Raw genomic sequence first — 26494 nt, 5'->3', positions numbered from 1 at the left:
TTAGGCATGACTAAGCATAGCGTACCGCCGATTGCCATTCAGTACATCCGCTCAGTCCTGCACGACATGGGCATTAACCATCTCGTTGGCAACAATGGTAGGCAGATCTTTGTGAAATTCAGTCACCCATCATCGGGCGAGGTCACGACAGTCCACTTCGAAGACGGCGCACCGTCAGCAAAAAAGGGTTCTCCAGAAGGCCCGCACTTCGTTGTCCAGGAGAAGACGCTGAATGCGGACGAAATCAAGACAACTCGCTTCACAGCCATATTGCCGCTCCTGCAGCATCTGGACGTTGATCCTGAGCTGATCAAAAGCCTTCGCAACAAGTTCGAGGCTTCAAAGGCACGAAGGGCAGCGGAAAGCCAGGAGCCTGCATCGCCTAGAATGGGCATGTAAGTGACTGAACTCGACGTGCAAGAAGCTCAAATGTTGCAGAAGCACAGGGCGACCACAGGCTCTGAGCTTGAGGGGCCTGATCTCCATGCTCGCACCGAATTCACCTGCGGCCTATGTGCCGTCTTCGCGGCCGCATTACACGACCGCATGGGCTGGGACATCGTCGCCGAATACGAGAACGAAGATGACGTCGCGCATGTGTGGTGCGTCAACGAGACAGGCAAGGCAGTAGACATCAACGGTGTGCATCCGACGTCTTGGGCAAGGACGCCGTTCTCGGAAGCCAAGCCTGGAAGGATTGCGCCATATCCGCGCTCCGACTGCAATTCGACTTCACCGCATGCCGATAATGAGTTCCAATGGGCAAACGAAATTATTGATGCGCATCTGGAACTATATGGATGCAAGCCATGTCCAACGCCCGTCAGGTAACAGGAGGGAAGATGCCAAAATTCAATAAGAGCGAGATTCGCCCTCCATTCGATTATGTCCGCAGCATATTGTCTGAGATAGGTGTCAATCACCAAACCAGACTGACCAAAGGCGGATGGCCATATCTGACGTTCGCTCACCCCCAAAACGGCGGACGCATATCATTCCAGTTCAGATCCCCAAAGAGAGACCTTCCTGCACGTATTGTCGTCTTCAAGCCAGGGAAAGAGCAAGGCACGCAGAAGAAGCTCTACTTCAACGATATGAGCGGCTTTCTCGCATTTCTTGGTCTGAGCGCAGAGAAAATCGAGGAACTACGGCAGGAACAGATATCCAAAAAGGAGGAGAAATCAATGGATCACAACGGATGGACCTATAACGGCGATGTTGGCATTCGGCATGGCGGCTATTACTGGCGCGCGGACTCAAACGATCAGAACACGATCTATGTCGTGCGCGTTACGCCTCTCAGTGACGCGGGCGGCCCCGATAACCAGTTCAGGATTGAAACCGGACAAGTCGACCTGTCGCTGGAAGATCAACTCACCAGAGCGCGTGAGATCAGCGGCATCGATCCCGAGAACGCGAACCTCGACACTGATGTCGATGCAATGATCTCAGCCTTCGGATTGGGCGATTATGACGAGAGCTGGGTGCTTCAAATCGGACCCGACGATGAACTGTGGGATGGTCATGGTAAACGTGAAGAGCCTGCCCAGAGGTTGCCCGAGGACAGCAGCTTGCGGGATTGGATTAAGGCCGAGTACCTTCACCCAGAGCCAGAACAGAAACCAACGATGTGATTCAGAAAGGGGCTAACATGAAACCTATCAAGAACGGCGCAATCATCGACGACAACTCCGAGATCATCGAGATTCGTGATGGCAAGAATGCCTCCTTCGAGGACGGATACAACTACGTCACCGAAGGATCAGAAGACACCGCCTATCGCGCTGCCCACAGTGGCCTGATCGACGGCGAATTCACGCTTTACGCCAACCGTGCAGATGTTGAGGCCGCGATCAGCAGCCCAACACCGTGAGATCAGGCGGCTTCGGCCGCCTTTTTCTCAGCCATTTCCTTTTCCTGATCCGCCTCCAGACATTTTATAAGAAATTCTACCGCGCCGATTGAATCGCGATTGCCGACTTGCGCTGATTTCCTACCCTAATAAACGACCTAAGGAATTAATTCGAGAGAATAATGCAATTTCTCGAAAATAATTGTTGCATATCGAAATCTGAATATGTAAATACACCCCGTTACTAACTCTCCGGGCCGGATTCGAAAACAGCCCAACAGGAGTTAGTAATGCAGAAAATTAAGACAGTATTCGTCATTGATCGTGAATCCCATCGCGCTACCGAAACGGTATATGCAGACTGGGTTTTGGAAGGAGAAGGCCACGCCACCATCAAGTGGGACGGCACCTCAGTCCGGATCAAGGACGGCGAAATGTTCAAGCGGTACGACGCCAAACACGGAAAAGTGCCGCCAGCTGGTTTCGAGCCTGCTGAAGAGAAGCCCGATCCGGTTACTGGTCATTGGCCAGGCTGGGTTAAAATCTCTGAAGCTGCTCCCGAGGACAAGTACCATCGGGAGGCTTTCCGCGAGGGACTGGAAGACGGCACCTACGAACTCGTAGGCCCGAAAATCCAGGGAGACCTGTACAAGCTGGACAGACATATGCTTGTTCGTCATGGGGCCGATATTGTGGAAGTCGAGCGTTCTCGCGAAGGCATCCTCGAATGGCTTTCAACCCATGAGCACGAAGGTCTCGTCTTCCATCACTCTGATGGTCGCATGGCCAAGATCCGCAGGAAGGACTTTGGCCTGCCTTGGGGACATTCGCGCAAATCACATCGCAAGCCTAAAGAAGATGATGGGCCTGCACTGAAGATGTAAAGGCGACAAGGGAAAGGCGGTCAATTGACCGCCTTTTTCTATTCGGCTGCTTCCTGAAAAAATAAGTCAGGCTGGTCATCAGAAATTTCGAAATCCCCCAGTTCGGCAACTACCTCAGCGTGAAGCTCCTTTTCGATTTCTTCTTTTTCCGCTCTAATTCGTAGCAGCTCGGTGAAGTCGCCAACCAGCTCTGGCTGGGGCAAAGCAGCACGACGAGCCTCTTCCTCACGCTGGCGTTTCCGCTCACGCGCCTCAAGCTGTTTCTGGCGCTTTATCTGCTTCTGCTTTACGAAGTCAGGGTCCATTTCCTGATCTAGATTTGGTGGCACCGAGTCATAGGTCTCGCCATTCAACATCTTTAGAACTGCCTGGATAATAACTTTCGCACCATCTGGTGGAACAGCCATGCCTATCTGACGTCGAACAGCAGTAGGACCACCGTAGAATTTATAACCATCTGGGAACGTCTGAATGCGAGCACGCTCCCGATCCGTCGTCACGCGACCCTTCCAATGATACATGTGTGTTCCTCCACCGCCGCTACCCACGACCGTATAGGCGGGTTTGGTCGGATCGAGAATCTTATAGATTGAACTGATACAGGTTTTTGTCGCTTTGATTTTGAGATGTTCAGGAAAATCGGGACGCTTCATCGCTTCCCAAATGTTTTCGCCTGGATTCGTCTTCTCAAGCCGCTCCTTCACAATTGCATTTATCTTCTTGTCCTCATTATTCCAGACGCCATCAGGATATGGATTAGCAACCTCATCGAGAATCTCACCAACAGGCACAAATTTCCCTAAATGTGTCGGAGCCGGAGGCTGAAAACGTTTGCAACCGACTTCAGCAGCGATATCAGCGCGGATACCCACGACAATAATACGATGACGCGTCTGCGGAACACCGTACTCCTCAAACTTATAGAGATGAGGAGTTATAATGTAGTTATGACTGTCCCCGCGTAGCTTTTCAAACTGAAGCTCCGTCATAATCTCAATAAATGCGCCATAATTGTTGGCGTGCAGAAGACCAGATACATTCTCGGCTACGAAGAATTTTGGACGCTTTACCTCGATAAGCTTCATTCCCTCCTTGTAAAGCTGACCGAAATCACCATCCAACCCCTTACGCTCTCCTGCATTGCTAAAATCGTTGCAAGGGAAACCAAAGAGAAATGCATCGACATCATGAAGGTTCTTTGGATTTACGTCTCGAACATCCGCGTTTAGCACAAGCGGAACACCTTTGGGCTGCTCCAGATTAATGCCGGGAATATCGTTCCCTTCCGCTGATTGGCGATGGAGCAAACCTTTTTTTTCATGAATATTCGCATGATAGGTCATGCAAGCATCGGGATCATAATCAACCGCAAACATCGATGTCATGGAATAATCAGAACCTAAACCGACGTTCACCATAGTTGCACCAAGGGACATCCCTCCTGGGCCGCTAAAAAATTCTCCAAACGTCAGTTTCTTGTACATATCTAAAACCCTAATTAATCGTCATATAATCACGATAAGCATTGGCGTCGCTTACAACACGCCCTTGAGATCAATGGTAAACTGAAATAATCCGTGTGTGCAGCATCAAAATTCAATAAATATCATTTTTTCTCGTTGACTTGTTTTGACCATATTGCAATTGAAAAAAGGCGGCTGTAATTCAGCCGCATTTTTTCAATAACTTACGAAACGATCAATCCTGCTCTATAGTCAGCAACGACACTCTCGGTGACCTCACCAATCCGCTCATAAGCTACTTCTGAAGAGAAGAACTCGACCAGAGTGGAGCCGCAGTAGGCATTAATCCGACGCTGCGCTTCACGGAATGCTCTACGCGCCAGCAGAGACTGATCACCATGGTACGCTTCGAGCATCTTTCTAACGACCGCACTGAAGATCGTTCCGGCCAAGACCACAGTAGGACGTTCGATCATGTCATGAACGATCTCCTGCTTAAAGAACAACAGGTCGATTACTTCGTCCTGATCAATGCCCTCAAGCTGACCAGCCACATGGGCCGTCCAATAGAATCGAGCGACGGCGTTACGAGACTCCATGTTACGAGAGCTACTGGCAAAGAAGCGCTCTTCAATGTGCTCAACAGCCTTGTCATCGTCTTCTGGAATTGGCCAACGGTTACGGCTGTACTTCAAGAGGGGACCATGTGTAAGGAAAGCCCATAGTCGCTCATCGCGTGCGGCCTGCGGTTGCACATTGGCGAATGCGTCCCTGATCAGCTTGCAGTTTGTTGAATCGGCAGAGGCGTCGAAATCAGCAATTTGCTTCAAGAGATTACGATCAATATCAAGCTCTAGAGGCAAAAGGTTGTCGCGAACGCCAGGAATTTCATCACCGTTTCGGTAATGTTCAAGGTTCTCCTTGATCTTCGCCCGTAGCTCATCGACGAACGTCTCGTTCAAATAGCACTTCATATTAATCAATCCTCCTCCTTAAATACACGCTCAATGAGCGATCCCAACGGATAGCGCAGGATCATCTGGGCGATGCGGTGCGCACTTTCTGCTTCAAGATTAATTCGCCGCGATGAGCAATTATTTCGAATGACATTCGCCCACGCCAAATCCGAGTTTGGATTCTGCTTGAGATAATCGATTGCCACATGAACAGCGGTCATGTAGATCGAATTCAAAAGCACGGCCTTGTCGGCAGCAGAGTTTTTACCTCGAACACGCTGGATTTTGTCATAGACGACTTTGGACACCAGAATTTTTACGTGGTGGTCTTCAGTCATCACGTCCATCTCATAAGCATCGAGATTGTCAGATGAATTGATCTCGAAGACGGAATCCAGCTTTTTGAATGAGTCACGCCCCACCGTGAACTCAATCTCTGTCTCATAAGCCAGCATGTCACCGCTTTTGAGATCAAATGCAAAGCCCTGATAGTCATCCGAAAAGTTGCGACTTGTAAATCCGTAAACGTCTTCAGAAACAATAACCATCGCATTCACAACGATTTCGTCCTTGATATTGGAAGCAGGGATGATGAACTCCCCGCCCTTCTTGTCGACGTAGAAGTTCCAGGTCTTCATAGTTTCGCGGCAACGCACAATAACGCCAACGCGAGCCTTACCTTCGTCAACGAGACGCGCAATTGCGTATTCGGTCAGTTCGTAGCGAATACTCAGTTTGACATTCCCGCGATCCACAGAAGCAGGATCACATTCGCTCGGAATGACCTCTACGTTAAACTCGCCCTTTTTGTAGTCTTCGGCATCAGGGCGAAGAACCGGATAAGAGTAGATAACCTGATTTTCAAATCGCATGTGCTTTTACCTTCAATCCACCCCGGAAATTCGCAACGAAATCTACGTCGACGATTTCCTTTGCATTCTCTTCGGCATTGATAACCAGCTTACCGTCAATGATCTCGCCTTTGTTGGTGGCAACAGCAGCGATAGCGAGGTTTGTGCCGTAACCAATTCGCTCAAACTCAAATCGCACCTGACCGACGACAGGAGCCGCGAAGATCAATCGATAGCGATTCGGAGCGATCTGGATACCCTTACAGGTACCGAGCGTCAGGCTCACGACCTTCTTACCCTCGCCGTTTCCTTCCACAAGCCTTTCGCCTTCGCCCTCTTCGCCATTCGACTGCGAGTTCAAACCACCACCTTCAGACTTTTCGCCAACGGCAGAAGAACTGCCGTCACCACCAAGGTTTTCTGGGTTGCTCCGTTCATGGACGTCGCCACCAGCAACGGCCTTTTTACCGCCAAACTTACCAGTTGAAATTTTACCTTTTCGGCGACCTGAGACGCTATCAATTGTAAAGACGTCTGAAATCTTCAAAACACCCATTGGATTGACTTCGCCTTCACCACCGTCCTTATCGGCCGCGCTCTCGTCAGCAAGGAACTCGCTAAGCTCGGTAAGATTGGTATCCTCGCAAGTTGGTGGTGCAGCAAACAGACGGAGCTTTTCACGAACGAACCCAGAGAGGTTCTTCAGAATTTTCTCACCCTCCTTAACGCCGTGGATGTGTCGAGAGGCTTCGAAATTATCGTGAGCAGGGGGTTCCATGCTACGCATAACCTCACTTCCAGCCTTGTCTTCAAAATTCACGACGCACGCGAATTCCTGTAGAGAACGGAACTGACGCAAGCCATCAAGATTTGCAGTAATGAACATGCCATTTCGGACAATAATCACCTTTTGCGGTAGTTCATCCTGAACCAGCAGCTTCAAACTGACTTCACCCAGACCTGGCACTTCCTCACAGACCACAGCCCACTCGCCATGTGCAGGCATCACGTCACCAGCGCATGCAGCGAGAGCCATATGGCCCGCTCGTGCGGTTAAATAGTCTTCCGAAGATTCACCGCTATTTTCCACAGCGAGAGAAATTTCCTCGTCATCAAACAAGTCACTTAGAGTTTCCTTGCTGATCACAATGTCGCCGACTTCAACAATCATTTCTTCGCTGTGGATTGCTGGAAACAGCGTCTGAAGACTGTAGGCGATGATGAGCTTTTCCCAACCCTCAACCTTGTTGAAGCCAAGAACAGCAATCGTGGTACCAACGTCGTCTTCGGTTGGAGCACCTTCAAAACGCTTCATGAACCAAGGAACATCTGGACTGTCACTAGAGATAGGCATGAAACCATCTGGATTACCCCAATAAACGCTGTTTGTGTGAGTGTGACCGTTAAGCTCGTAATAGGATAGAACGCTTTTCCCCTGAACCAACGACTTCAACTCTGCACCTGGAACGCCCCCTTCAGGATAAACCGTCGATACCATAATGGCACGGAAATCAGAAAGCAGGAACGGAGCCGCCTTGCCGATGCCGAAAGACCCAGAAGCGGTTTCATTGTCCTTTTGAGAGGAGCCGACCGTTTTCATATAGGTGTAATAGGGATTATTGCGTTCACAAGGCCCGCGCAGACCCTTTGTATTGTAGTCAGAAACGAGAAGAACAGGGATTGTCTCCCCAGACAGCAAATCCAGAGCCTTGTCATAAAACTGCTTGGCTTTTGGATTGTTGTCCGTATCGGAATCGACGCACGCTTGAATAATCTCACGGAAACCGTCGATATTCGGAATGTCGTCAAGTGGAACATCGATGCATTCGTACTTAAGACGGACAATTTTGCCGAGATTAGTACCAGCATCCTTCGTATTTTGAGAGAGTTCGCCCGCTGCATATCGCATCGGATTACCAGCAAACATTTCAATGCCAGAGTCGTTGTGACCCTTCCACTCACCAGCCGTATCCTGAGCTGACGCCCAAATACTTTCCCTCTGGTTCATACTACCTCCTTTAAATAGCAGTCACTCAAAAACTCTGTTGCTTTTAAGGACATTCAAGAGGAGTATTATCCTATTAATCCTTAATTGTAAACATATTTTGTTCTTTATTTACGCTATATTTAAGCCCTTGATAACATTACGTTTTCTGTTATTTTTTATTTTTTTGCAATTATTTTATGAATGTCTGGCATTTTTGGTTGCATATCGCGGTTATTTTCTTCATTTTTCAGCGGATGGACGGGTATGCATGTGATCAGCAGTCCGTTTAAGGGAATTAAATGCGTTGTTGGACCCAAGCCCAAAGAAATGGTGATTGCCTGATGGACAAAGTCCTTACCGAAATCTACGAGATCGTCGATGAAGGTGCCGAAAGCGCTCGCGCCTTCTACGCTGAGTACGATGCTGCCGCAGACGCGCAGCGCGCAGTCGCGGTCGAACTCGGTGGAGTAGATTGCCTCATCGATTGGTTCGGACGCGTTGACGCCATCTCATTCGGTGAACAGCCCGATCAGAATTGGCGCATTCTCGATGCGACAATTGCAGGCGACTTGTACGCAGCTGTACCTCGCAGAAACACAAGGGCAGGCAAGGAGCTTTACGCCAAGTTCGAGACCGCTCCGCGTCTTCCGAATGATGCCGCCTTCAAGAAGTCTCTCGGCTGGGATCGAGACATGCAGGTTGTCGAGGGGACACGACACTTCCGATCAGTGCTCGTCCGCACAAGCCTCCCTCAACCTCGCTATTTCATCAAGATTCCTCGGCAGCTGAATGACGGCTGGTTCCCATCGAGCAAGCTTGAAGCGCGGCGGGAGAGAGAGTTCCTAGAACTGATTGCCGAACACAATCGGCTCATTGAGGAACGCAACGGGATGGCTGTCGGTTTCTAATAGAAAAGGCGCTGTTGGGAGATCTCAGCGCCTTTTCATGTCCTGGATATCAGGGCAGGGTGCTAAATCACACGCCTTCGTCTGCAAAGCCCTTCACAAACGACGTCACGATCAATTCGACTTGTTGCCAGATAACCTCATGAGACAACGGCTTCAAACGAATCTGGCGGCCAAGGGAGATGATCCCGTGCACGCCTGAGAACAGGCTACGAGCAAGGATCGTCAGCTCCTCATCAGACATGTCGGCCTTGAGGTCGGCAATCGGCTCCTTGATGAACGTAAAGAGGCGATAGTGATCCTCCAGGTGCCAGTCTGGGATATCTCTGCCTTCTTCTAGAAGGTGCTCGAAAATGGCTGCCCAACGACGAGGATTGGCCTGGCAGAAGTCGAGATAGATGCGCGCTGCCGTCAAAAGACGTTTAAGCGGATCATCTCGCAAGACAATGGACTGGGTCAAAGTCAGCGCCATTCCGAGATCAACAAGCGTTCGCGAATTTGCGCGCATGATCAGATCATCGAGATCGTGATACACGTTATAAATCGAACCTACTGAACAGCCGATTTTATCGGCCAACACACGAGCTGAAAGCGCCGACAAACCTTGATCGGCGATAATCGCGCAAGCTTCATCAAGCAATTTTTCAGCCCTATTTTCCTTATTTTTCAGGGCCTTTGATTTCAATTCTGCCATTTCAAAATTCCTTCTCTATGAAAAAATTGAACACTGTTCATTTTTCATTTGATCGGCGTATTTTTATTTATTACCTTAAAAATGAACGGTGTTCAATTTCTTTATTCAACGCGAACCAACACCGAGGGGAATTAAAATGAGCAACCAGTATTTTCAGCAGCCAACCATCAACAAGCACTCGAACGCATGGGTCGGCTTCGTCGTCGGCAGCTTCGGCATATCAACTCTGCTTGTCGCACTTGGCGTCTACAACCTTCCAGTCAACGTTTGGATTAAGGGCTTCCTAGCCATGGGTATCCTGATGATGGTTCAGAACGCAATTAGCCTGACCAAAACCATCCGCGATATCGAAGAAGGCAAGAAGATTTACAACAAGATCGAAGACGCCAAGAATGAGAAGCTCTTGTCTGACACAAACAAACTGAAGATCTAAGAGCGCAAAACGGATCAAGGAACGCCAAAATGTCTCAGAAATTCATCACATCCCGTCAATTTGCCCCTTTATTCCTTACGCAGGCGTTGGCGGCATTTAATGACAACTTCCTCAAGAACACGCTGGTGTTCCTGATCCTGTTTCAAGTTGCAAGCTCCGGCCTGGACGCATCGTCCGCTGCTGCACTCATCACTCTATCAGGGGCCATTTTTATGGCTCCTTTCTTACTCCTCTCGGCTCTCGGCGGGGAGATGGCCGACAAATTCGACAAAGCCACGATGACCAAAAATCTGAAACTGGCAGAAATCGCATCTGCCGCAGTTTCGGTTACTGGTTTTTATTTTCACTCTATCCCGATTTTGATGACCGCATTATTCCTGTTCGGAGTTGGGTCAGCATTATTCGGGCCAATCAAATACGGCATCCTTCCTGACCTTCTACCACGCAAAGACCTTGCGAAGGCGAATGCATGGATTGAGGGTGCGACGTTCGCGGCGATCCTTGGCGGCACAATTGCGGCAGGCACTGCATTCACGACAGGCTCAACAGGCGTATTTGTTTTCTCGGTTCTGATCATGGGCCTATCGGTCCTCTGTTACGTCGCCAGCCTCTACATCCCGAAGACAGGCCGTGCTGCACCTTCGCTTCAGATCGACAAAAACTTTGCACGCTCGACATGGATGCTGGTCAAGGAACTCAATAGCGACAAGCGCCTTCTGGTCACCGCCCTGATGGTTTCCTGGTTCTGGCTTGTTGGCTCCATCGCGCTTGCAGTTCTGCCGACCCTCATCACAACCAACCTCGGCGGTTCTGAGCTGGCAATCTCGTCCTATCTGGCAATCTTCGCGGTCGCTGTAGCCCTTGGGTCTGCCGTGGCGGCATGGATGGTCTCGGGCCGCATTGTTCTGCTTCCAGCGCCTGTTGGCTCGCTGATTGCTGGCCTGTTCGCGATTGACCTCGGCATCACTGCCTCGACCGCGACGTCAGTCGCAACCGCAAGTCTCTACGAGTTCATGACGCAGGAAGGTTCCATCCGCATCGCTATCGACCTCGCTGGCATGGCCTTCTTCGGTGCGATGATCGTAGTTCCGACCTTTGCCGCTCTGCAGGCGTGGGCACCCGCTGATCGTCGTGCTCGCATGGTTGCGGCCGCTAACGTTATCTCCGCAGCTTTCATGACGTTGGGCGGCGGCCTCACAGCGGTCTTTCAGTCGGCTGGTGCTTCCATCACCGTCATCTGCATTAGCCTTGGCGTGGCCTCCATCGTGGCTACTGGCCTGATGGTCCGCTATCTGCCGACCAACATCTTCCGCGACTTCATTACGATCCTGTTCCGCGCATTCCATCGCCTTGAGATCGTGGGAGCCGAGAATCTGGATAAGGCTGGCGAGCGCCCAATCCTTGCTCTCAACCACGTTTCATTCCTGGACGGCCCGCTGGCACTTGCCCTGACAGAACGCGAACCAGTCTTCGCCATCGACTACAACATCGCCAAACGCTGGTGGGTAAAGCCGTTCCTCAAATTCTGCCGTGCAATGCCACTCGACCCATCAAAGCCAATGGCAACCCGCACGCTCATACGAGCAGTAGAAGGCGGCGACCCGCTAGTCATCTTCCCCGAAGGCCGAATTACGGTCACCGGAAGCCTTATGAAGGTATATTCAGGCTCTGCCATGGTTGCCGACAAGACAGGCTCAAAAATTGTCCCCATTCGTATCGAAGGCCTTGAACGCTCGTTCTTCTCTCGCCTTAAATCTTCACAGATCAAAAAGACGCTTTTCCCGAAAGTGAAGGTCACGATCCTCGAACCAGTCAAGCTGGAGATCGATCCTGACCTTAGGGGACGAAACCGTCGCAATACTGCTGGCAACGCACTCTACTCAATCATGTCCGACCTCGTGTTCAAGACTAGCCTGAGCGACGACACGATCCTTGAGCAGATCATCAAGCAGGGCAAAGCCCACGGCATGGGCAAAGTCGCGGTCCAAGATCCGGTTACTGGCTCTCTGTCATACGGCAAGTTGCTGACTGGCGCATCGGTCCTTGGCCGCAAGTTCCTGGCCATGTTCCCGAACGAGCAAACGCTTGGAGTCATGCTTCCAAACGCCAATGGTGCCGCAGCGACTCTTCTCGGCGTCATGAGCGCTGGCAAGCTTCCGGCCATGATCAACTTCACGGCAGGCGTTGCGAACATTCTGGCTGCATGCACTGCTGCTGAGGTCAAAACGATCCTGACATCACGCGCTTTCATCAAGCAGGCCAAGCTCGACACGTTGGTCGACGAACTGACCAAATCCGTCCAAATTGTCTATCTCGATGACGTTCGCGAAACAGTCACAACTCTTGATAAAATCAAGGCTTTGCTGACTAAAACGAAACCTTTAGTTCAGGTGTCGGCCGACAGGCCTGCTGTGATCCTCTTCACGTCTGGTTCGGAAGGCACTCCAAAGGGCGTCGTTCTCACCCATAGAAACGTGCTGGCGAACGCTGTTCAGGCCGCTGCGCGCATCGACTTCAACACGGGAGACAAGGTATTCAACGTCCTGCCGCTCTTCCACTCCTTCGGCCTTACCGCTGGATTGGTCCTGCCGCTGGTATCGGGCGTTCCTGTCTACCTCTATCCGTCGCCACTTCACTACAGGATTATTCCTGAGCTGATCTACGGCTCCAACGCCACGATCATCTTCGGCACCGATACCTTCCTGTCCGGATATGCCCGCTCGGCCCATCCATATGACCTTCGTTCGATCCGCTACTGCTTCGCTGGAGCGGAACCCGTAAAGGCATCGACCCGCGAGACCTATCTGGAAAAGTTCGGCATCCGCATTCTGGAAGGTTACGGCGTCACCGAAGCTGCACCTGTCGTTGCCCTGAACACGCCGATGTACAACCACTCTGGAACCGTTGGCAAAATCATGCCGGGTATGGAGACCCGTCTGGAAGCAGTTCCCGGTGTCACGGAAGGCGGTCGTCTCTTCATCAAAGGGCCGAATATCATGGCTGGCTATATGAAGGCCGAGACACCAGGCATCCTGATCCCAACAGAGGACGGCTGGCATGACACTGGCGACATCGTCACAATCGATCCAGAAGGCTTCATCCGCATTGTCGGCCGCGCCAAGCGCTTCGCAAAGATCGGTGGCGAAATGATCTCGCTGGCAGCCGTCGAAGCAATCGCTGGCGAGTTCTGGCCAGGCACTCTTTCTGCGGTCGCTGCACTGAAGGACGAGCGAAAAGGCGAAAAACTGATCCTGATCACGGAAGCCGAGGACGCGACCAAGACAGCCTTCCAGCAGTTCGCCAAGAGCAAGGGAGCTACCGAACTCTCGATTCCGGCTGAAGTTCACATCGCCAAGGTTCCCGTCCTCGGCTCCGGCAAGATCGACTTTGTCGGCGTCACCAATCTGGCCAAGGAACTGACTGCCAGCCGATAAGCGATCAGCATCGTGAACGAAGGCCTCATTCAGGAAACTGGATGAGGCCTTCGTTTTTCTGGTTCAATGCAACGCCGCCCATCATTCTCAGATCATGAGATCGAACCTGATGGGAGTTCGGACATTGGAAAACGATGGCGTAATGAAGTGTCGCTGCAGAGGGTCCAACTCCGACTGCTTCCATTGCTTTGGCACGGGCATCATCGCCACTGCCGAACCAGTCGACGTTTCCAGCTTCGACGTCAAACGCTCAACAGCGACCCCGAGCACCTCTATTCTCGACCCGAAATTCGCGCAGCGCTCGAACAAGATGTCCATGGAGCAGGCCATCATATCGCACGGCACTCTTAATGGCGATCAGGCGACACCACAACGTTTCGCCGATGCCGTTTGCGCCATTAAGGCCTTCCGCGAAGCCGATCCGGCCCATATTGGACCGCATGCAGATGCCCTGCTGGACACGATCAAGGGCGCTTTGAAGTTCGCCAAGCCGAAATTCCGCAAATTCATGAACAACATGCATTCTATCTCCACACGACAGGGCGTCCCATCTCGCGAGAAGGCAAAGCTGCTGACTGTCCGATCCGCGCTACTCCAAGGATCTCTCAAGTTCACTGCAGCTCAGATATCGGTTCTGGATGAAGCTTTCCGATTGGCATCGAAGGGACCAGCTGCGTACGAGGACAAGACCTTCCGCATTCAGCTAATTGCACTCAAAGACCGTCTGAAAACGCTCGAACCAAAACCTGCTGAGCCTGCTCCACCCACAGTTCCTGTGGGCAAAGCAGGTCTAGTTCTGGTTTCTCCAGATAATTATTTAAGCGAAGGACAGACGTCCCAATTTCTGGAACGCCTGAAGGATCGCAAGATTGATCATGTCTATTTCATTGGGACTGACGATGGCTTCGATAATTTCAAGGCAAAATTCAGCCATGTCAGCACGCTTCACCTAAAAACAGAAGCTGAGTTGAAGGCGGTAATGTCCTCATCTTCAGTTTGCACACTGCGACTTCAGTCAGAAAATTCAGACCTCAAGCTCGCCATATGAGGTCGTTGCTTCTCAACGTCGGTCATGCCATAAATCCAGGGAATTTCGCCTTTAAAGGAGAGACTGACTTGGCGACGACAGGGACCGTAAAATTCTTCAACGGAGAGAAAGGCTTCGGCTTCATCACCCCTAACAACGGCGGAAAGGACGTATTCGTTCATATATCTGCTGTGCAACGCTCTGGGTTGGACACGCTCGTTGATGGACAACAGGTGTCATTCGACGTTGAACCAGACAGATCAGGCAAAGGCCCAAAAGCGATCAATATCAAGAGCGTCTAATCACTGCAACCGAACACTAAAGGCCTTGGATCGTTGAGACTCCAAGGCCTTTTTTACATAGTAAAGGTGTCGTCTTCGCCTTGCTCTGGATCAGGGTAGATTGTCCCCAAATCGGTTTCTATTGGGCCTGCCTGCAGCATTTCGAGATCGATGCACCTGTTATAGCCGTTGACGATAATCTCGTCGATCAAGCCTTCTTCAAGCATCTTCCGCCAGAATCGGAAAGAAGGATGCTGCGCAATGCCACCATCGGCATCATCCCCAACGTCACAGGCACAGATAAAATCGAAGTTTTCGCGAAATGCCGCGACAGCCGTTCTGCCGATTCCGGTTCGTTGACCGACCAGGTTCAGGTCCTTGGCCATGAAGCTATGAATACGCGCCACGCCCGCGTAATCCAGCACTTCAAAATGAGCGGTCACGTGACCATCATCAAAGAACCAGAAACCGTCTCGCTTCGGATCTGATGACACAGGCATACTGGTTGAGAAATCCTTGTTCATGTCGCCTCACATTCCTGGAACCGGAGATGTTTGATATTTCTCGACCGGACCTTCAATCCACGAATATTCCTCCATATTGTCTTGGGCTTGAAGAAGTTCGATGCCTTGCGTCCCTCCAAAGTCATGAAGCCGCCAGAAGTAACCCGCCCCCTCAAGAATCATCTCAGGCCTTTCCTCGTTTCCATCTTTCCTTTCGTGCGTCTGCTCGTAGCCATAGCCCTTATATTCTGACCCATCGGGCAGGAGTGAATAGCCAACAATCTCCAACATTTCGCGCTCAACACGGTAGGTCGGCACCCGATCATAACCAGGACAATAGGCATCTCCCCAGCCATCTTTGAATTCGCTACGGAAAGCTACACCAATAGACAGGTCGTTCCGGCTATGCAAACTCACCACAACACCGACCGAGCCTGCAAGTGGATAGCTTTTGCGATCATCGCCCAGACGGGTCACGTCTTTATATTTAGGCACTCCAATGATGCGAACGATTGTTCCAATAGGCAGGAACACCTGTTCAGGGTCTGTCTCAAGTTGCTCCAGCTTTTCATTTAGGGCTTCAAGATGAGCAGCGACGTTGGCCTCAAAACCATCATCTGCCATTTCGGCCAAATATTCTTTCCCCATCTCTTTGAGATCCCCGCTATCACCATCGAGGTAACTTTCATAGCGAGCTTTTTTCTCACGATACTCTCGTAGTTTTTTATCAATTTCAGCAATCTTCTTTCTGACATTTCCCTGAAGCTGGGCAGTTACCACCGCAAGCGGGTCGGTTTCCCTGACGACTTGAGCGATGGCTTCAGGTGTAGCTCCGCCTTTCATCATAGCGCGAACAGTATCCAGGTTATTTTTCACCCACTCCAACTCGGCGGCCGTCAATTCCTGTTTGCTCATCTCATCACCTCACATTTTCATCGTTGAAGTGGAGTTTTCAGGCTCATACGTGATCGGATCACCAAGCCACTTACTCCCCCACAGTGAGTCATCGATGGAGACTATTTCAACTCCATGTTCGCGCCCATATTCGTCAGTTTTGATACCAAAACTAAAATAGCGACCTGCCGTAGCGAGTACCATATGACCGTCCTTCAAATCAGAAGACTGCGCATCAGCATAGGTAGGTAGATAACCAAAACCCTTGAACTCGGAGCCATCAGGAAGCTTTGCGTATTCGACCACGTCCAACATATCCGCATCGACCGCAAAAGATTCGAATGAACGATCACCAGCCAGGCAGGAGACGCCATTTTCAGTGGTGTAGTTATCGAATATCGCGACACCGACAGCAAAATCACCCTGGCGCTTGAGTTCGGTCACAACGCCGATTGTCCCTTCTGCAGGCATGTCGACGTTGTCTAATGCCAGAGCGTGACTACAAGGCCGCTTGAAGCGCACGATAGCTCCAAGCGGCAGGAACATTTCGGTAGCTCCCGCCTGAAGGTTCGCCAGCTTACGTTCGAGACCAGCGATATGCGACTGAACGACATTAATGCGCTCCTGCCGTCGCTTTGCAGCCCTCTCACGAAGGGCAGGTGTAACCGTCGCCACGGACCCACCAGACTCCGCATGCGAGGAATGAAGATCCACCAATCTCTTCTTGAGGTATCCCAACCTTTTTGCCATCGAATTGGAAAGATGAAATGACGCCACATCCATCGGATCACCGCTGCCGCGATAAACAGGCGTTTCGGCAGCCTGTACCGCTATTGCAATCGCATGACGTGCAAAAACAGGATTGGCCTTCAGGAATTCAATTTCTTGGTCAGTTAATGGCTCTATGCTCACGACGTCTGTCCTCAGGTTGTTAATTCAAAATAATACCTTAGAGAGCATGGCACACCAAAGAAAAAGCGGCTATCCGACATCTGAGGTTGACGGAAGGTTTTTGAATAGCTAGAATTTATTCCTAGTTGGGGATAATCATTGATCAGAACTTTTGAGACACGTCTGGATTTAAGATCAGAAGAATCGCTTCCGCTCGCGAACGTGCTTGATCAATATGCTGCTGTGATGAACCACGCCCAACGCGTTATTCATGCAAAGCTCAAAGCAGGACGTGAATGGAAAGGGGATTTGCATAAATCCCTCTATAAAGAACTTGGAATTGGCTCCGTTCATTTGAATATGGCTTATCGCCAGTTGCTGGCCAAGCTCGCCTCGATCAGAGAGTTGGCCAAAGACCGTATCGTTGAGCTGAAGGGCAAGATCAAATCCAAAGAAGGGGATATTGCGAAGCGCAATAAATCTGTTGGTAAAAACAAAGTCACTACAAAAAAGGCTACAACCGAGCTGGCGTTATGGGAAGAACGTTGCGCGAGGTTTAAAACCGCCGCAGATGCCGGACATAGAGACGCTGACAAAAAGCTGAAACGCTCCATCAAGGAATATTATACGGTGCTGAAGGCACTGCGGAAGCTGAAGGTCCAGCGGGAAGGTTTGAAATTTTCGGTTCATCAGAACAAGCGCCATTTGTGCATTTTGCGTGATAAGCTGCTCGTTGCAGAAGGTGTGTTTGCCAATCCTTCAATCTGTTTTGGCACGAAGAAGCTGTTTAAGGCTCAGTTTAATCTCACAGAAAATGGCTATGCTGATCATGACGAATGGCTGATGGATTGGCGCGAGGCGAGAAACAGTCAGTTCAAATTCGATGGAAATGCAGCAGCTCCAAATGGGAATGATTTTGCAAGATTGTCTATCCGGGATGATGGGTTGTTTGATCTTGAGTTGCGCCTGCCGGAGAAGCTAAAGCATCTCGCCCAAGAGCATCGCTTGAATAATAAGCTGCATATCATCCGATTTACTGGTCTGGCGTTTAATCACGGTGCAGACGTCATCCGCGAGGCTTTGGCGAATAAACAGCCAATCACCGTGTTGTTCCACAAAGATGATACGTCCTGGAAAGTCGCAGTCACTGTCGATCATAAATTGGAGTGGATCGAGCCTAACTTTGAGATTGGGGCAATTGGCGTTGACTATAACTCCAACCACATCGCTTTGGCCTATATCGACCGCTTCGGGAATCCGGTGCAGACATGGACAATTGCGCTCAACACGTATGGCCTAAGCAGTGGTGAAGCGAAGGACTTAATCCGCAAAGTCGCAAAAGAGATCGCCATGGAGGCGCAACGTCTCGGCGTGCCTGTTATCAGCGAAAAGCTCGACTTTGTGCGGAAGAAGCGCGAGATGAAGGCTGATGACGGTGCGAAGTACGCCCGTATGCTGTCATCTCTCGCCTATAACAGTTTCGACGCTGCCCTGGCGTCAGCCTGTGCACGCAACCGCGTCGCACATCGGCGGGTGAACCCCGCCTACACGTCATTGATCGGTCGTGTGAAGTTTGCTCGCCGTTATGGTTTGAGCGTCCACACCGCCGCCGCAGTTTCCATCGCTCGCAGGGCTATGGAACTTTCCGAGGGGCTACCTCGCAACGTTGATGGGTCGGTCATCGTCCCACTCAACAACTCCGAACATGTCACCCTTGCTCCACCTGTAAGGAAGGAAAAAGGTAAGGTCGTAAAGACCAAACCCGCGAGGCATGTATGGTCGGAATGGAGCGAGGTGAACAAGGAACTGAAAAAGGCTCATGAAGAGCAAAGGTTGTCTGCGCGACCCAAACGTCGCAGACCCTACACCCGTCATTGGCGGGATTGTGGTGGCACAGGTTATCTGCGCCATGGTCTTTCTGGATTGATCGGCCGTGCCGAGAAGATTCAGCTTAGTCGTAACGGCCAAGGGCTGGCCAAGCGCCAGGAGGCAACTCCTGAAATGAAAATCCTTCAAAGATGTCGGAACACCGTTTCAACCTCAGATGTCGGATAGCCGAAAAAGCGGGCTTTCTCGCCCGCCTTCCATGTTTTCGTTTGTGACCTTGGGAAAAACCAGGCGGAAAACTATCCGCGAACCACCTGGCCGTAGTTGGCCTCTCGGTCTTCCGCGTTCACCTTCATGCCGACCACATTCTCGCCAGTACCGAGATGGCCGAGCAGATCGCCAAGTCCCGCCGCCTGCAGTTCTGGAATACTTGCATGATAACCGTCCTCGGTTTCGAGCTGGACATAGCTAAACGACTGCTTGGCGACTGGGACGGCGATGTCAGCGACGAAGGATCGAGCCTGCGTTTCATTCTCGAAGACCGCAGCGGAATTCTGCCCGACAGCGTCAAGCTTGGACCAGAAGGCCAAGCCTAGTCCTTCTCCAACAAAAATCCCGTATTCGGGATGTGTAATAACAACTGAATTGAACATTCACTTCTCCATTTTCACTCGAAATATCATAGATCATACATATTTGTCTACGAATTATGCGGACGGAATTATTCATTTAATGTTTACGACTGGTTTTTAATCCCTCATCATTCCTCTCGGATTTATTCCATAATTCGAGAGGTTTCATTCCGTGTCCCGCACTCATTCAAATTCTGATATTTTCCCAAAATTCATTGCCGTTGATTTCTTCTGCGGGGCAGGGGGCACGGCGCGAGGATTAATCGAGGCCGGAGGCCACGTCCTCGCTGGTATCGACAAGGAGGGCGAAACCAAGGAAACCTTCGAGCACAATAACGTCAATTCCGATGGCTCAAATGCTATTTTCATCCAGAAGGATATCTTTGCACAGGAAGACGAATATCCAGACGGCCAGCGGCATGAAATTATTGCCGAACTCAACACGCTTATCGCGGACGCGAACTCGAAATTTCCTGATACCCCGCTGCTATTCTCCATCTGCGCGCCGTGTCAGCCATTCACAGGTGTCACCCGCATCGATCTATCTGATGAGCGCTCAGAAGCTCGCATCCGTGATCAGGGCCTGCTTTCACAGAGCCTTGCCTATATCGACGAATTCAAGCCTCAAATCCTGTTCTGCGAGAACGTAGCAGGCATTCAGGCTGAGAAGTACGGAGGTGTCTGGCAGCACTTCATGGCCGAGATCGAGAAGCGCGGATTTATCGTCGGCTCCGACATCATAGACACCGTGAATTACGGCATTCCTCAGAGCCGCAAGCGCTCGATCATGATCGCGATCCACAAGGACTTCACCGATCTACAGTCGGCCCAATCCTTCATACAGGATGACCGCCTGGTACTTCCAAAGGAGGACGAGGGCGCTGGTCGACCGACCGTCAAGGAAACGCTGGACAAGTTCCCTCCGCTCGCCGCTGGTGAACGTCATCCAACGATCCCGAACCACCAGACAGCCAAGGTGCAACCGATCAATATCGAGCGCCTCAAGCTGGCCCAGCCAGGCGGCAAGAACGATGTCTACGACAACACGCCCTTTGCACTGAACTGCCATCTAAAAATTCGTGAGAAGGCGAAGGCCGACCCAAAGGCTCGTTCCGCCAGCGGCTTCAGCGACATGTACACACGGCTATCTCCCGACAGACATGCCCCAACGATTACGACGAAGTGCATCAGCTTTTCGAATGGTCGCTATGGACACTACGACCCCAAGCAGCTGCGCGCTCTAAGCGTTAGAGAAGCGGCCGCCCTGCAGAGTTTTCCTGATGATTACGAATTCATCGGAAAATCGATCACGCACACCGCTCGTATGGTCGGCAATGCAGTTCCACCAAAGCTGGCGACATTCTTCGCGAATTTTGCGCTCTCTTTAAGACGATGAGAGAACGCAATTGAGCGCTTTCAGTGCATGCTACCAAAAGGCTTTGGGAAATTCTCGGACTCTTCTGCGAGATCCATCAAACGCTCTTTGAAGCGTAGCACGCGCCCCGTGGTGCCAATGCAAGCATTTAGCTCTTCAATGGTCTCTGGAGTGATCGAGAATTCGACGAGTTCAAGGGTCTTGGCGAACTCTGAATATCCGCCAGATGTAAAGGCCTTGACCATGCGTTCATGATCCATGCTCACCTTCGACTTCTCGCCGTGCTTATGCAGGATTCCGTCATTCACATCATAGAGCACCGCCAGCGTGTCGGTCTCATCACAAATTTCTACCGTGTTCAATTGCGTCGAAAACAACACCTTCCCCTGCGCAAGCACGTAGGGACCAGCCTCTTCAGTCATTTCTTTCTCCAAAATTCTGTAGTCGCATTCTAATTATTACCAGATAAATGCAATTAACATCTTCATTTCTCCGTTTAAATCTGATATCCGAACTGCGAAAAGGAAAACACATGACCACACATCCGGTTAAATCAGTTCACGTTCTCTCTGACGACTTCCAATGGCTTACGCCTAAGCATATTGAAGCGGTTGAAAAGGCTGCCTCAAATTCGGATATCATCATGTTTCTGGTTGCCGATGCCGACGTTCATCGCAGCATCGTGACACCATTCACTTTCGAAGAACGCTCTGACCTTATTAAGGCAGCTTTCTCCGATCTCTGGAATGATGACCGCATCCGCATCGTCGACGTTCCGTCGCAGCTCTACGTCACCACGCCTTACCCTTATGCCCTCCAGGCCATCGACGAGGAGCTGGAGCACCTGCTCGATTCACCCGCTCAAGCCGACAAGAACATTCCGGTGACGGTGCAAGGCTACCAAATGGCAATCGCGAAGCAGTCCAAACCTGAATGGGTTCATGTCGAAGACGAGATCAAGGACATCGACGAGCAGATCACCGCTCTCGACAACTACATTCTGTCCGATGAGCCGATTGGCTACGGCACTGCCCATAGCGACCTTCTCGATGCGTTCAAACGAACGGAGGAATTCGCTGAGCTTCAACATGAGTGCAATGACAAGCACTTCATCCTGACCAATTTTGGAAAGGGGCCTTTTTACACTGCGGATGCTATCTGCACCATTGGCGATCAGGTCCTGCTGATCTCTCGCAAGAACCCACCTTACCGTCACACGCTGGCGACTCCTGGAGGTTTGCTCGACCCCAACGAAGACCCTTTGACCGCAGCCGTTCGCGAACTGCTTGAGGAAACCGAAATGCGTGTTCCGGCGTACGTCCTCACGGGCGACACGCCTACTGATGACGCAGAATGGGTTCCTATTACCGAGGAGTTCCTGAAATCCAAGGCTAGGAACACCGTTCCCCGCACCTTTGTCTCCAAAACACGCGACCCTCGCGGGGACTATCGCGCCAACGTATTCTGGTTTGACCTCGGCGACCTGCCTGTTACACCGAAGGTTAAAGGCATGGACGATGCCGAGAAGGCAAACTGGGCGTCGAAACATGGGCTTACGACCTCGTCGATGGCATTCGACCACTTCGCGGGCCTGTGCGCCATGGGAGTGACCGAATACCCTGAAACAGTTCAGGAGGCTCGGCTCAGGAACGAAGTGACGGTCGCACCAACATTGTGATCTCCATGTCCCACCAAAAAGGCCGCCAGAGTGATCGGGCGGCCTTTTTGGTTTTAACGGCATAAGCCTCGTAGAGAATGCGCGAAGTGAGAATTATCCAGTGCGTTGTGTCGACGCTGCATCTCAGATAAAAGCTGGCTGTAAAACGCACGATAATCCGCTTCAGGATTACGAGAATTCGCCAGCATCTGCTTGATGCGACCTTCGTACTCACGAGGTGTCTGCTGATAAATTCGAACATGCTCCTTCTCGTGTTCGAGCGTACGGCGATAAACGCAGTCATCAGCCCCATTCGGAGGTCGCATCACGATCTCCATCGGGTCAATCCACGACCACTCGGCAACGATCCTTGCATTGCAACCGCGACCTTCCCGATAAGCCTTCACCTTTGCCCGATTTGGTGCCGTGTATGCATTAACGTAGCTCGTCGGATAGGCGGCCTTGAAGCGGTTCTGCCCGCTGTACGAAGAAGCAGGATTTGAGACATGGCGCACAACGAACCCGCGATCTGAGTAGCGGAACTGGACCGTTGGCTGACATCCAACCCGACCACGCGACTGACGGACATTTGAGGCAACAACATCCAGCTGCTCTGGAGCAGGCGTCACCGACGCGATGTCACCATAATCAGAAACTGTTGATGCAACCTGATTTACAGCGAAAATACCCGTTCGCTTTCCACGATTGGGAAACCACTCAATTTGATTGGATGTTGGAACTGCTTGCAACTGGGCGCTCGCCACCACTGGAACTGAATCTTGCGGCACGGACGGACGCTTCGTTGATAGCGGAGACTTCGCCATACGTTGAACGGATGTCCTAGCTTGAGCAGAAGCTCTTGCCTGTCGCTGAACAGGTGCTGGGGCAGGGCGGCGAGCAATCGTCGACTTCCCCAAACCCTTGGTGAAATCCGGCCGAGCTTCACGCGTCGGCTCTGGCCGAGTTGCTCGACCTCCCTGACTATAATTATTGACGTATCTCTGCCACGCAGAATAACTGGAACCACCTGGTGGATAAATAACTTCTGCACTCACAAGGCCCGAAGAGCCGAGCATCGCCGCGACGAAAAGGCCGCAGAATTTCATGACACCCGATTTATTCAAGGTGACACCGCCTTTCAATGTTGAGGAATTATTTCCGGCTTCAATAATGTGTTTTATTTCGGAAGAGTGTCAACCTATTTTGCATTTTAATTATTTCATAAACAGGTGCACTCTTTCAATTATCTTAAGCCGTTCACCGGATACGAGGTCTTCACCGAGCAATCCCAGCTGTTCCCGATATCTAAATGATCGCCTAAAACCATACTCATTTAGCCCTTCAGAATTTTTGATAATAATTACATTCTGAGCGTTATTTCCCATTGATTTCTTCAAAGCCATAAATTATCTCTTGGCTTGCCCATAAACGCACGTGCACAGGACACTCATTGTCCCGCTGAGTAACGACGGTGCGGGCTTCTAGTCTCTTCCGTGGTCCAAACACGGGAATTCCGGAGGCACACCCAAAACTCGCCCTCAAGTGCGGTGGTCAATCCATCCAAACCCAAAGGCTCTTTCAGGCGATCAACCGCCTTTAATGCCGTAAATTCGCGCGTCGCTCCACCAGACACCGAGTTTGCGAATGATGCCGTTTTCAAATCAGGAGCAATTGGATGACCACTCAGAAGATCATTGATTTCATCGCACACAATCAGCCAGCGACGCCTTGCCTTATCCTGGATCTGGACGTCGTGCAGGAGAACTACGAGCACCTTAATGCTGCGCTCCCGACCGCCGAGATTTTCTATGCTGTGAAGGCCAACCCTGATCCGCAGGTTCTCAAGCGTCTTTCCTCGCTGGGATCGCGCTTCGACACGGCTTCAGTCGCCGAAATCAAGATGGCATTCGCGGCTGGCGCATCGGCCGATCAGATCTCTTTTGGCAACACAATCAAGAAGGAGAGCGACATCGCGACCGCTTTCGATCTTGGCATTCGCCTATTTGCCGTCGACTGCCTTGAAGAGGTCGAGAAGGTTGCCCGCGCAGCTCCAGGTTCTGCAGTCTTCTGCCGCATCCTGACCGATGGTGAAGGTGCAGAGTGGCCCCTGTCGCGCAAGTTCGGCTGCGTGTCTGAAATGGCTGTCAGCGTGCTGTCCCACGCCCACGCACTTGGCCTGACCGCCGCTGGCGTTTCCTTCCACGTTGGCTCGCAGCAGTGCGACCTGACTGCATGGAACCGTGCAATTCTGGAAGCACGCTCCATTTTTGCCGGGATGGAAGAGCAGGGCGTTCGCCTTACGCTCTTGAACATGGGCGGCGGCTTCCCGACCCGTTACCTCAAGGACGTTCCGACGTCAGCTCAATACGGCGAAGCGATCTGGTCCGCACTGACCGAACACTTCGGCAATGATGTACCGCGTCTGATCATCGAGCCTGGTCGCGGCATGGTCGGCAATGCGGGTGTGATCCGCAGCGAGGTCGTGCTCGTCTCCAAGAAGGCTGACAACGACAACGTACGCTGGGTTTACCTCGACATTGGCAAGTTCGGCGGCCTCGCTGAAACCATGGACGAGGCGATCCGGTACCGCCTTCGCACCGATAAGGATGGCGACGACCATTCGGCATGCATTGTAGCTGGCCCGACCTGCGACAGTGCTGACGTTCTTTACGAGAAGAACCACTACCCGCTTCCGGTCACCCTGAAGTGCGGCGACGAGGTCCTGATCGAAGGCACGGGTGCCTACACCACCACCTATTCGGCAGTCGCCTTCAACGGCTTCGAGCCGCTGCGCGCTCACGTCATCTAGGGAGAGGTCGATGATCATCCGTCTGGAAGAGGAAAACGACGTCAAAGAGCGCGAACAGCTGCTGGATGCGGTCATGGGGCCGCATAGGAAGCGCAAGTCATCAGAAAAGCTTCGCAGAGGCCGTATGCCATCTGCGGGGCTGGCATTCTCGGGTATCGCAAACGACGGTCACCTGATCGGCACCGTGCGTCTCTGGGACATCGAACTCGACCATGACGAAGAAGGCATCCGCAATGCCCTGCTTCTCGGCCCTCTGGCGGTTTCGTGCAGCCACCATGGATCAGGAGTCGGCAGCCAACTGATGCGCACGGCAATCCGTTCTGCGGCACTCCTCGGCCATGGAGCAATCATTCTCGTAGGCAACCCAGCCTACTATGGCCGCTTTGGATTTTCGAATGAGCTGACAGGCAAGATTGCGATGCCGGGACCATTCGAGCGCGAACGTTTTCTTGCCCTGGAGCTTACCGCTGAGCACCTGTCTGGATGCAGTGGGATCATTCGGCCGAACGGTCGCTATCGCAGAGCAATCAAGGTGGCGAACTGTGTGAGCAAAGTTGCCCTGGCGAGTTAGTGACTTGCACTCGGCACCCCTAGTCTTAGGATACAAGCAACTCAGGAAGAGCAGAATCAATGACCGATCTTGACCACAAACTTGATGATGCCGCTGAAGCAATCACGAATGCTTTTTATTTGTCCGTTCAGGAACAGATTGGACAGGACGATGGCGGAATAGCTTCTATTTTTGAAAGTGGCGGTATGTTCAAAGACGAGATTGCGAGACCAATTGTTACTCAACTCATTGGCAACGACCATTCAGATGAGAGCTTCGCAAAATTCGAAAACATCTTCGACTATAAGTTCATCACGTCTCAAATCGACAAACGATGGAAACGTCCATCCGACGTAAATCTGGACAACGGCGAAGACCTCGAAGCGATCTCAAAAAACACCGTCGAAGTGCTCAACAAGGCCATCCAAAAAGAATTTCCTGATTATCCAGGCATCAATTCTGAACTGGCACTTTCACTCGGCGAAGTGACTAGCTCCTATGTGAAACTTGAAAACAGCTATGACGAAGACGCCGAGCCAGCCGCTCCCAGCATGTAATCACAAACTACCATTCGATCCCAAGGCGGCCT

Annotated in this window: 27 protein-coding genes; 16 read left to right on the top strand and 11 right to left on the bottom strand. The window is 51.4% G+C overall.

Annotation, left to right across the window (positions count from 1 at the left end; all coding sequences use genetic code 11):
- Nucleotides 1-6: 6 nt before the first annotated feature.
- The 5 genes from QU595_RS08900 to QU595_RS08880 all read left to right on the top strand — a co-directional run bounded on the left by QU595_RS08900 (nt 7) and on the right by QU595_RS08880 (nt 2736).
- Nucleotides 7-399, top strand: a complete 393-nt coding sequence (locus QU595_RS08900) for a hypothetical protein (protein ID WP_315920990.1) — start codon at nt 7-9, stop codon at nt 397-399.
- Nucleotides 400-831: a hypothetical protein gene (locus QU595_RS08895; protein WP_315920988.1), complete on the top strand. Its 432-nt coding sequence runs from the start codon at nt 400-402 to the stop codon at nt 829-831. It begins immediately after the preceding gene.
- Nucleotides 810-1634 carry a hypothetical protein gene (locus QU595_RS08890; protein WP_315920986.1) on the top strand — a complete coding sequence of 275 codons (825 nt, stop codon included), beginning with the start codon at nt 810-812 and terminating at the stop codon, nt 1632-1634. Before QU595_RS08895 ends, QU595_RS08890 begins: the two co-directional genes overlap by 22 nt.
- A gap of 17 nt (nt 1635-1651) precedes the next feature.
- Nucleotides 1652-1873 (top strand): hypothetical protein, encoded by a 222-nt coding sequence (locus tag QU595_RS08885; RefSeq protein ID WP_315920984.1) that lies wholly within the window; start codon nt 1652-1654, stop codon nt 1871-1873.
- 269 nt (nt 1874-2142) lie between these two features.
- Nucleotides 2143-2736, top strand: a complete 594-nt coding sequence (locus QU595_RS08880; protein WP_315920982.1) for a DUF5565 family protein — start codon at nt 2143-2145, stop codon at nt 2734-2736.
- 38 nt (nt 2737-2774) lie between these two features.
- Here QU595_RS08880 and QU595_RS08875 read toward each other — a convergent pair whose 3' ends face one another.
- The 4 genes from QU595_RS08875 to QU595_RS08860 all read right to left on the bottom strand — a co-directional run bounded on the left by QU595_RS08875 (nt 2775) and on the right by QU595_RS08860 (nt 8014).
- Nucleotides 2775-4220, bottom strand: a complete 1446-nt coding sequence (locus tag QU595_RS08875; RefSeq protein WP_315920980.1) for a DNA (cytosine-5-)-methyltransferase — start codon at nt 4218-4220, stop codon at nt 2775-2777.
- A gap of 203 nt (nt 4221-4423) precedes the next feature.
- Complete coding sequence (locus tag QU595_RS08870) at nt 4424-5161, bottom strand: DUF6339 family protein (RefSeq protein WP_315920978.1); 738 nt, start codon at nt 5159-5161, stop codon at nt 4424-4426.
- 17 nt (nt 5162-5178) lie between these two features.
- On the bottom strand, nt 5179-6027 hold the full coding sequence (locus QU595_RS08865; RefSeq protein WP_315920976.1) for a hypothetical protein: 849 nt from the start codon (nt 6025-6027) through the stop codon (nt 5179-5181).
- The gene (locus tag QU595_RS08860) at nt 6017-8014 is read right to left on the bottom strand and encodes a hypothetical protein (RefSeq protein ID WP_315920974.1); all 1998 of its coding nucleotides are present in this window, start codon (nt 8012-8014) and stop codon (nt 6017-6019) included. The genes QU595_RS08865 and QU595_RS08860 overlap by 11 nt, the downstream gene beginning before the upstream one ends.
- 320 nt (nt 8015-8334) lie before the next feature.
- Between QU595_RS08860 and QU595_RS08855 the strand changes: the two genes are divergently transcribed.
- A complete protein-coding gene (locus QU595_RS08855; RefSeq protein WP_315920972.1) occupies nt 8335-8901 on the top strand; it encodes a hypothetical protein in 567 nt (188 codons plus the stop codon).
- A 67-nt stretch (nt 8902-8968) separates the two neighbouring features.
- Here the strand turns inward: QU595_RS08855 and QU595_RS08850 are convergent, their stop codons facing one another.
- Complete coding sequence (locus QU595_RS08850; protein ID WP_315920970.1) at nt 8969-9592, bottom strand: TetR/AcrR family transcriptional regulator; 624 nt, start codon at nt 9590-9592, stop codon at nt 8969-8971.
- A gap of 136 nt (nt 9593-9728) precedes the next feature.
- Between QU595_RS08850 and QU595_RS08845 the strand changes: the two genes are divergently transcribed.
- The 4 genes from QU595_RS08845 (at nt 9729) to QU595_RS08830 (ending at nt 14788) form a co-directional block, all read left to right on the top strand.
- A complete protein-coding gene (locus QU595_RS08845) occupies nt 9729-10025 on the top strand; it encodes a YiaA/YiaB family inner membrane protein (RefSeq protein ID WP_315920968.1) in 297 nt (98 codons plus the stop codon).
- A 29-nt stretch (nt 10026-10054) separates the two neighbouring features.
- On the top strand, nt 10055-13459 hold the full coding sequence (locus QU595_RS08840) for an acyl-[ACP]--phospholipid O-acyltransferase (RefSeq protein WP_315920966.1): 3405 nt from the start codon (nt 10055-10057) through the stop codon (nt 13457-13459).
- A 124-nt stretch (nt 13460-13583) separates the two neighbouring features.
- On the top strand, nt 13584-14507 hold the full coding sequence (locus tag QU595_RS08835; protein WP_315920964.1) for a hypothetical protein: 924 nt from the start codon (nt 13584-13586) through the stop codon (nt 14505-14507).
- 68 nt (nt 14508-14575) lie between these two features.
- Nucleotides 14576-14788, top strand: coding sequence for a cold-shock protein (locus QU595_RS08830; protein WP_315920962.1), 213 nt, complete (start codon nt 14576-14578; stop codon nt 14786-14788).
- 53 nt (nt 14789-14841) lie between these two features.
- Here the strand turns inward: QU595_RS08830 and QU595_RS08825 are convergent, their stop codons facing one another.
- The 3 genes from QU595_RS08825 to QU595_RS08815 are packed head-to-tail and all read right to left on the bottom strand — an operon-like array spanning nt 14842 to nt 17076.
- Nucleotides 14842-15291 (bottom strand): hypothetical protein, encoded by a 450-nt coding sequence (locus QU595_RS08825; RefSeq protein WP_315920960.1) that lies wholly within the window; start codon nt 15289-15291, stop codon nt 14842-14844.
- A gap of 6 nt (nt 15292-15297) precedes the next feature.
- Nucleotides 15298-16185, bottom strand: a complete 888-nt coding sequence (locus tag QU595_RS08820) for a hypothetical protein (protein WP_315920958.1) — start codon at nt 16183-16185, stop codon at nt 15298-15300.
- A 9-nt stretch (nt 16186-16194) separates the two neighbouring features.
- Complete coding sequence (locus QU595_RS08815; RefSeq protein WP_315920956.1) at nt 16195-17076, bottom strand: hypothetical protein; 882 nt, start codon at nt 17074-17076, stop codon at nt 16195-16197.
- A 138-nt stretch (nt 17077-17214) separates the two neighbouring features.
- On the opposite strand from QU595_RS08815, the gene QU595_RS08810 reads away from it, so the two are divergent.
- Nucleotides 17215-19110: a hypothetical protein gene (locus QU595_RS08810; RefSeq protein ID WP_315920954.1), complete on the top strand. Its 1896-nt coding sequence runs from the start codon at nt 17215-17217 to the stop codon at nt 19108-19110.
- A gap of 71 nt (nt 19111-19181) precedes the next feature.
- Here QU595_RS08810 and QU595_RS08805 read toward each other — a convergent pair whose 3' ends face one another.
- The gene (locus tag QU595_RS08805) at nt 19182-19535 is read right to left on the bottom strand and encodes a hypothetical protein (protein ID WP_315920952.1); all 354 of its coding nucleotides are present in this window, start codon (nt 19533-19535) and stop codon (nt 19182-19184) included.
- A 151-nt stretch (nt 19536-19686) separates the two neighbouring features.
- On the opposite strand from QU595_RS08805, the gene QU595_RS08800 reads away from it, so the two are divergent.
- Nucleotides 19687-20910, top strand: a complete 1224-nt coding sequence (locus QU595_RS08800) for a DNA cytosine methyltransferase (protein ID WP_315920950.1) — start codon at nt 19687-19689, stop codon at nt 20908-20910.
- A gap of 20 nt (nt 20911-20930) precedes the next feature.
- Here QU595_RS08800 and QU595_RS08795 read toward each other — a convergent pair whose 3' ends face one another.
- Complete coding sequence (locus QU595_RS08795) at nt 20931-21311, bottom strand: hypothetical protein (protein WP_315920948.1); 381 nt, start codon at nt 21309-21311, stop codon at nt 20931-20933.
- A gap of 110 nt (nt 21312-21421) precedes the next feature.
- On the opposite strand from QU595_RS08795, the gene QU595_RS08790 reads away from it, so the two are divergent.
- Complete coding sequence (locus QU595_RS08790) at nt 21422-22567, top strand: NUDIX domain-containing protein (protein ID WP_315920946.1); 1146 nt, start codon at nt 21422-21424, stop codon at nt 22565-22567.
- Between the two features lie 53 nt (nt 22568-22620).
- On the opposite strand, the gene QU595_RS08785 is transcribed toward QU595_RS08790, so the two are convergent.
- A complete protein-coding gene (locus tag QU595_RS08785; RefSeq protein WP_315920944.1) occupies nt 22621-23688 on the bottom strand; it encodes a hypothetical protein in 1068 nt (355 codons plus the stop codon).
- 533 nt (nt 23689-24221) lie between these two features.
- Between QU595_RS08785 and QU595_RS08780 the strand changes: the two genes are divergently transcribed.
- From QU595_RS08780 to QU595_RS08770, 3 genes are read left to right on the top strand one after another with little or no spacing between them, the layout of a single operon-like run.
- On the top strand, nt 24222-25355 hold the full coding sequence (locus tag QU595_RS08780; RefSeq protein ID WP_315920942.1) for a type III PLP-dependent enzyme: 1134 nt from the start codon (nt 24222-24224) through the stop codon (nt 25353-25355).
- Nucleotides 25356-25365: 10 nt separating this feature from the next.
- A complete protein-coding gene (locus QU595_RS08775; RefSeq protein ID WP_315920940.1) occupies nt 25366-25926 on the top strand; it encodes an N-acetyltransferase in 561 nt (186 codons plus the stop codon).
- 59 nt (nt 25927-25985) lie between these two features.
- Entirely contained in the window at nt 25986-26462 is a 477-nt protein-coding gene (locus QU595_RS08770) for a hypothetical protein (protein ID WP_315920938.1), read from the top strand.
- The last annotated feature ends 32 nt before the right edge of the window (nt 26463-26494 follow it).

The sequence above is a fragment of the Mesorhizobium sp. SP-1A genome (genome assembly GCF_032460275.1).
Taxonomy (GTDB): Bacteria; Pseudomonadota; Alphaproteobacteria; order Rhizobiales; family Rhizobiaceae; genus Mesorhizobium.
Note: the sequence above shows the minus strand (reverse complement) of the source record. Positions and strands in the feature narration are given on the sequence as shown.

Excerpts from the sequence above, each read along its gene's own strand:
- QU595_RS08900 (WP_315920990.1), top strand. The coding sequence starts at position 7 with ATGACTAAGCATAGCGTACCGCCGATTGCCATTCAGTACATCCGCTCA.
- QU595_RS08890 (WP_315920986.1), top strand. The coding sequence starts at position 810 with ATGTCCAACGCCCGTCAGGTAACAGGAGGGAAGATGCCAAAATTCAAT.
- QU595_RS08885 (WP_315920984.1), top strand. The coding sequence starts at position 1,652 with ATGAAACCTATCAAGAACGGCGCAATCATCGACGACAACTCCGAGATC.
- QU595_RS08880 (WP_315920982.1), top strand. The coding sequence starts at position 2,143 with ATGCAGAAAATTAAGACAGTATTCGTCATTGATCGTGAATCCCATCGC.
- QU595_RS08875 (WP_315920980.1), bottom strand. The coding sequence starts at position 4,220 with ATGTACAAGAAACTGACGTTTGGAGAATTTTTTAGCGGCCCAGGAGGG.
- QU595_RS08865 (WP_315920976.1), bottom strand. The coding sequence starts at position 6,027 with ATGCGATTTGAAAATCAGGTTATCTACTCTTATCCGGTTCTTCGCCCT.
- QU595_RS08860 (WP_315920974.1), bottom strand. The coding sequence starts at position 8,014 with ATGAACCAGAGGGAAAGTATTTGGGCGTCAGCTCAGGATACGGCTGGT.
- QU595_RS08855 (WP_315920972.1), top strand. The coding sequence starts at position 8,335 with ATGGACAAAGTCCTTACCGAAATCTACGAGATCGTCGATGAAGGTGCC.
- QU595_RS08850 (WP_315920970.1), bottom strand. The coding sequence starts at position 9,592 with ATGGCAGAATTGAAATCAAAGGCCCTGAAAAATAAGGAAAATAGGGCT.
- QU595_RS08845 (WP_315920968.1), top strand. The coding sequence starts at position 9,729 with ATGAGCAACCAGTATTTTCAGCAGCCAACCATCAACAAGCACTCGAAC.
- QU595_RS08840 (WP_315920966.1), top strand. The coding sequence starts at position 10,055 with ATGTCTCAGAAATTCATCACATCCCGTCAATTTGCCCCTTTATTCCTT.
- QU595_RS08825 (WP_315920960.1), bottom strand. The coding sequence starts at position 15,291 with ATGAACAAGGATTTCTCAACCAGTATGCCTGTGTCATCAGATCCGAAG.
- QU595_RS08820 (WP_315920958.1), bottom strand. The coding sequence starts at position 16,185 with ATGAGCAAACAGGAATTGACGGCCGCCGAGTTGGAGTGGGTGAAAAAT.
- QU595_RS08805 (WP_315920952.1), bottom strand. The coding sequence starts at position 19,535 with ATGTTCAATTCAGTTGTTATTACACATCCCGAATACGGGATTTTTGTT.
- QU595_RS08795 (WP_315920948.1), bottom strand. The coding sequence starts at position 21,311 with ATGACTGAAGAGGCTGGTCCCTACGTGCTTGCGCAGGGGAAGGTGTTG.
- QU595_RS08790 (WP_315920946.1), top strand. The coding sequence starts at position 21,422 with ATGACCACACATCCGGTTAAATCAGTTCACGTTCTCTCTGACGACTTC.
- QU595_RS08780 (WP_315920942.1), top strand. The coding sequence starts at position 24,222 with ATGACCACTCAGAAGATCATTGATTTCATCGCACACAATCAGCCAGCG.
- QU595_RS08775 (WP_315920940.1), top strand. The coding sequence starts at position 25,366 with ATGATCATCCGTCTGGAAGAGGAAAACGACGTCAAAGAGCGCGAACAG.
- QU595_RS08770 (WP_315920938.1), top strand. The coding sequence starts at position 25,986 with ATGACCGATCTTGACCACAAACTTGATGATGCCGCTGAAGCAATCACG.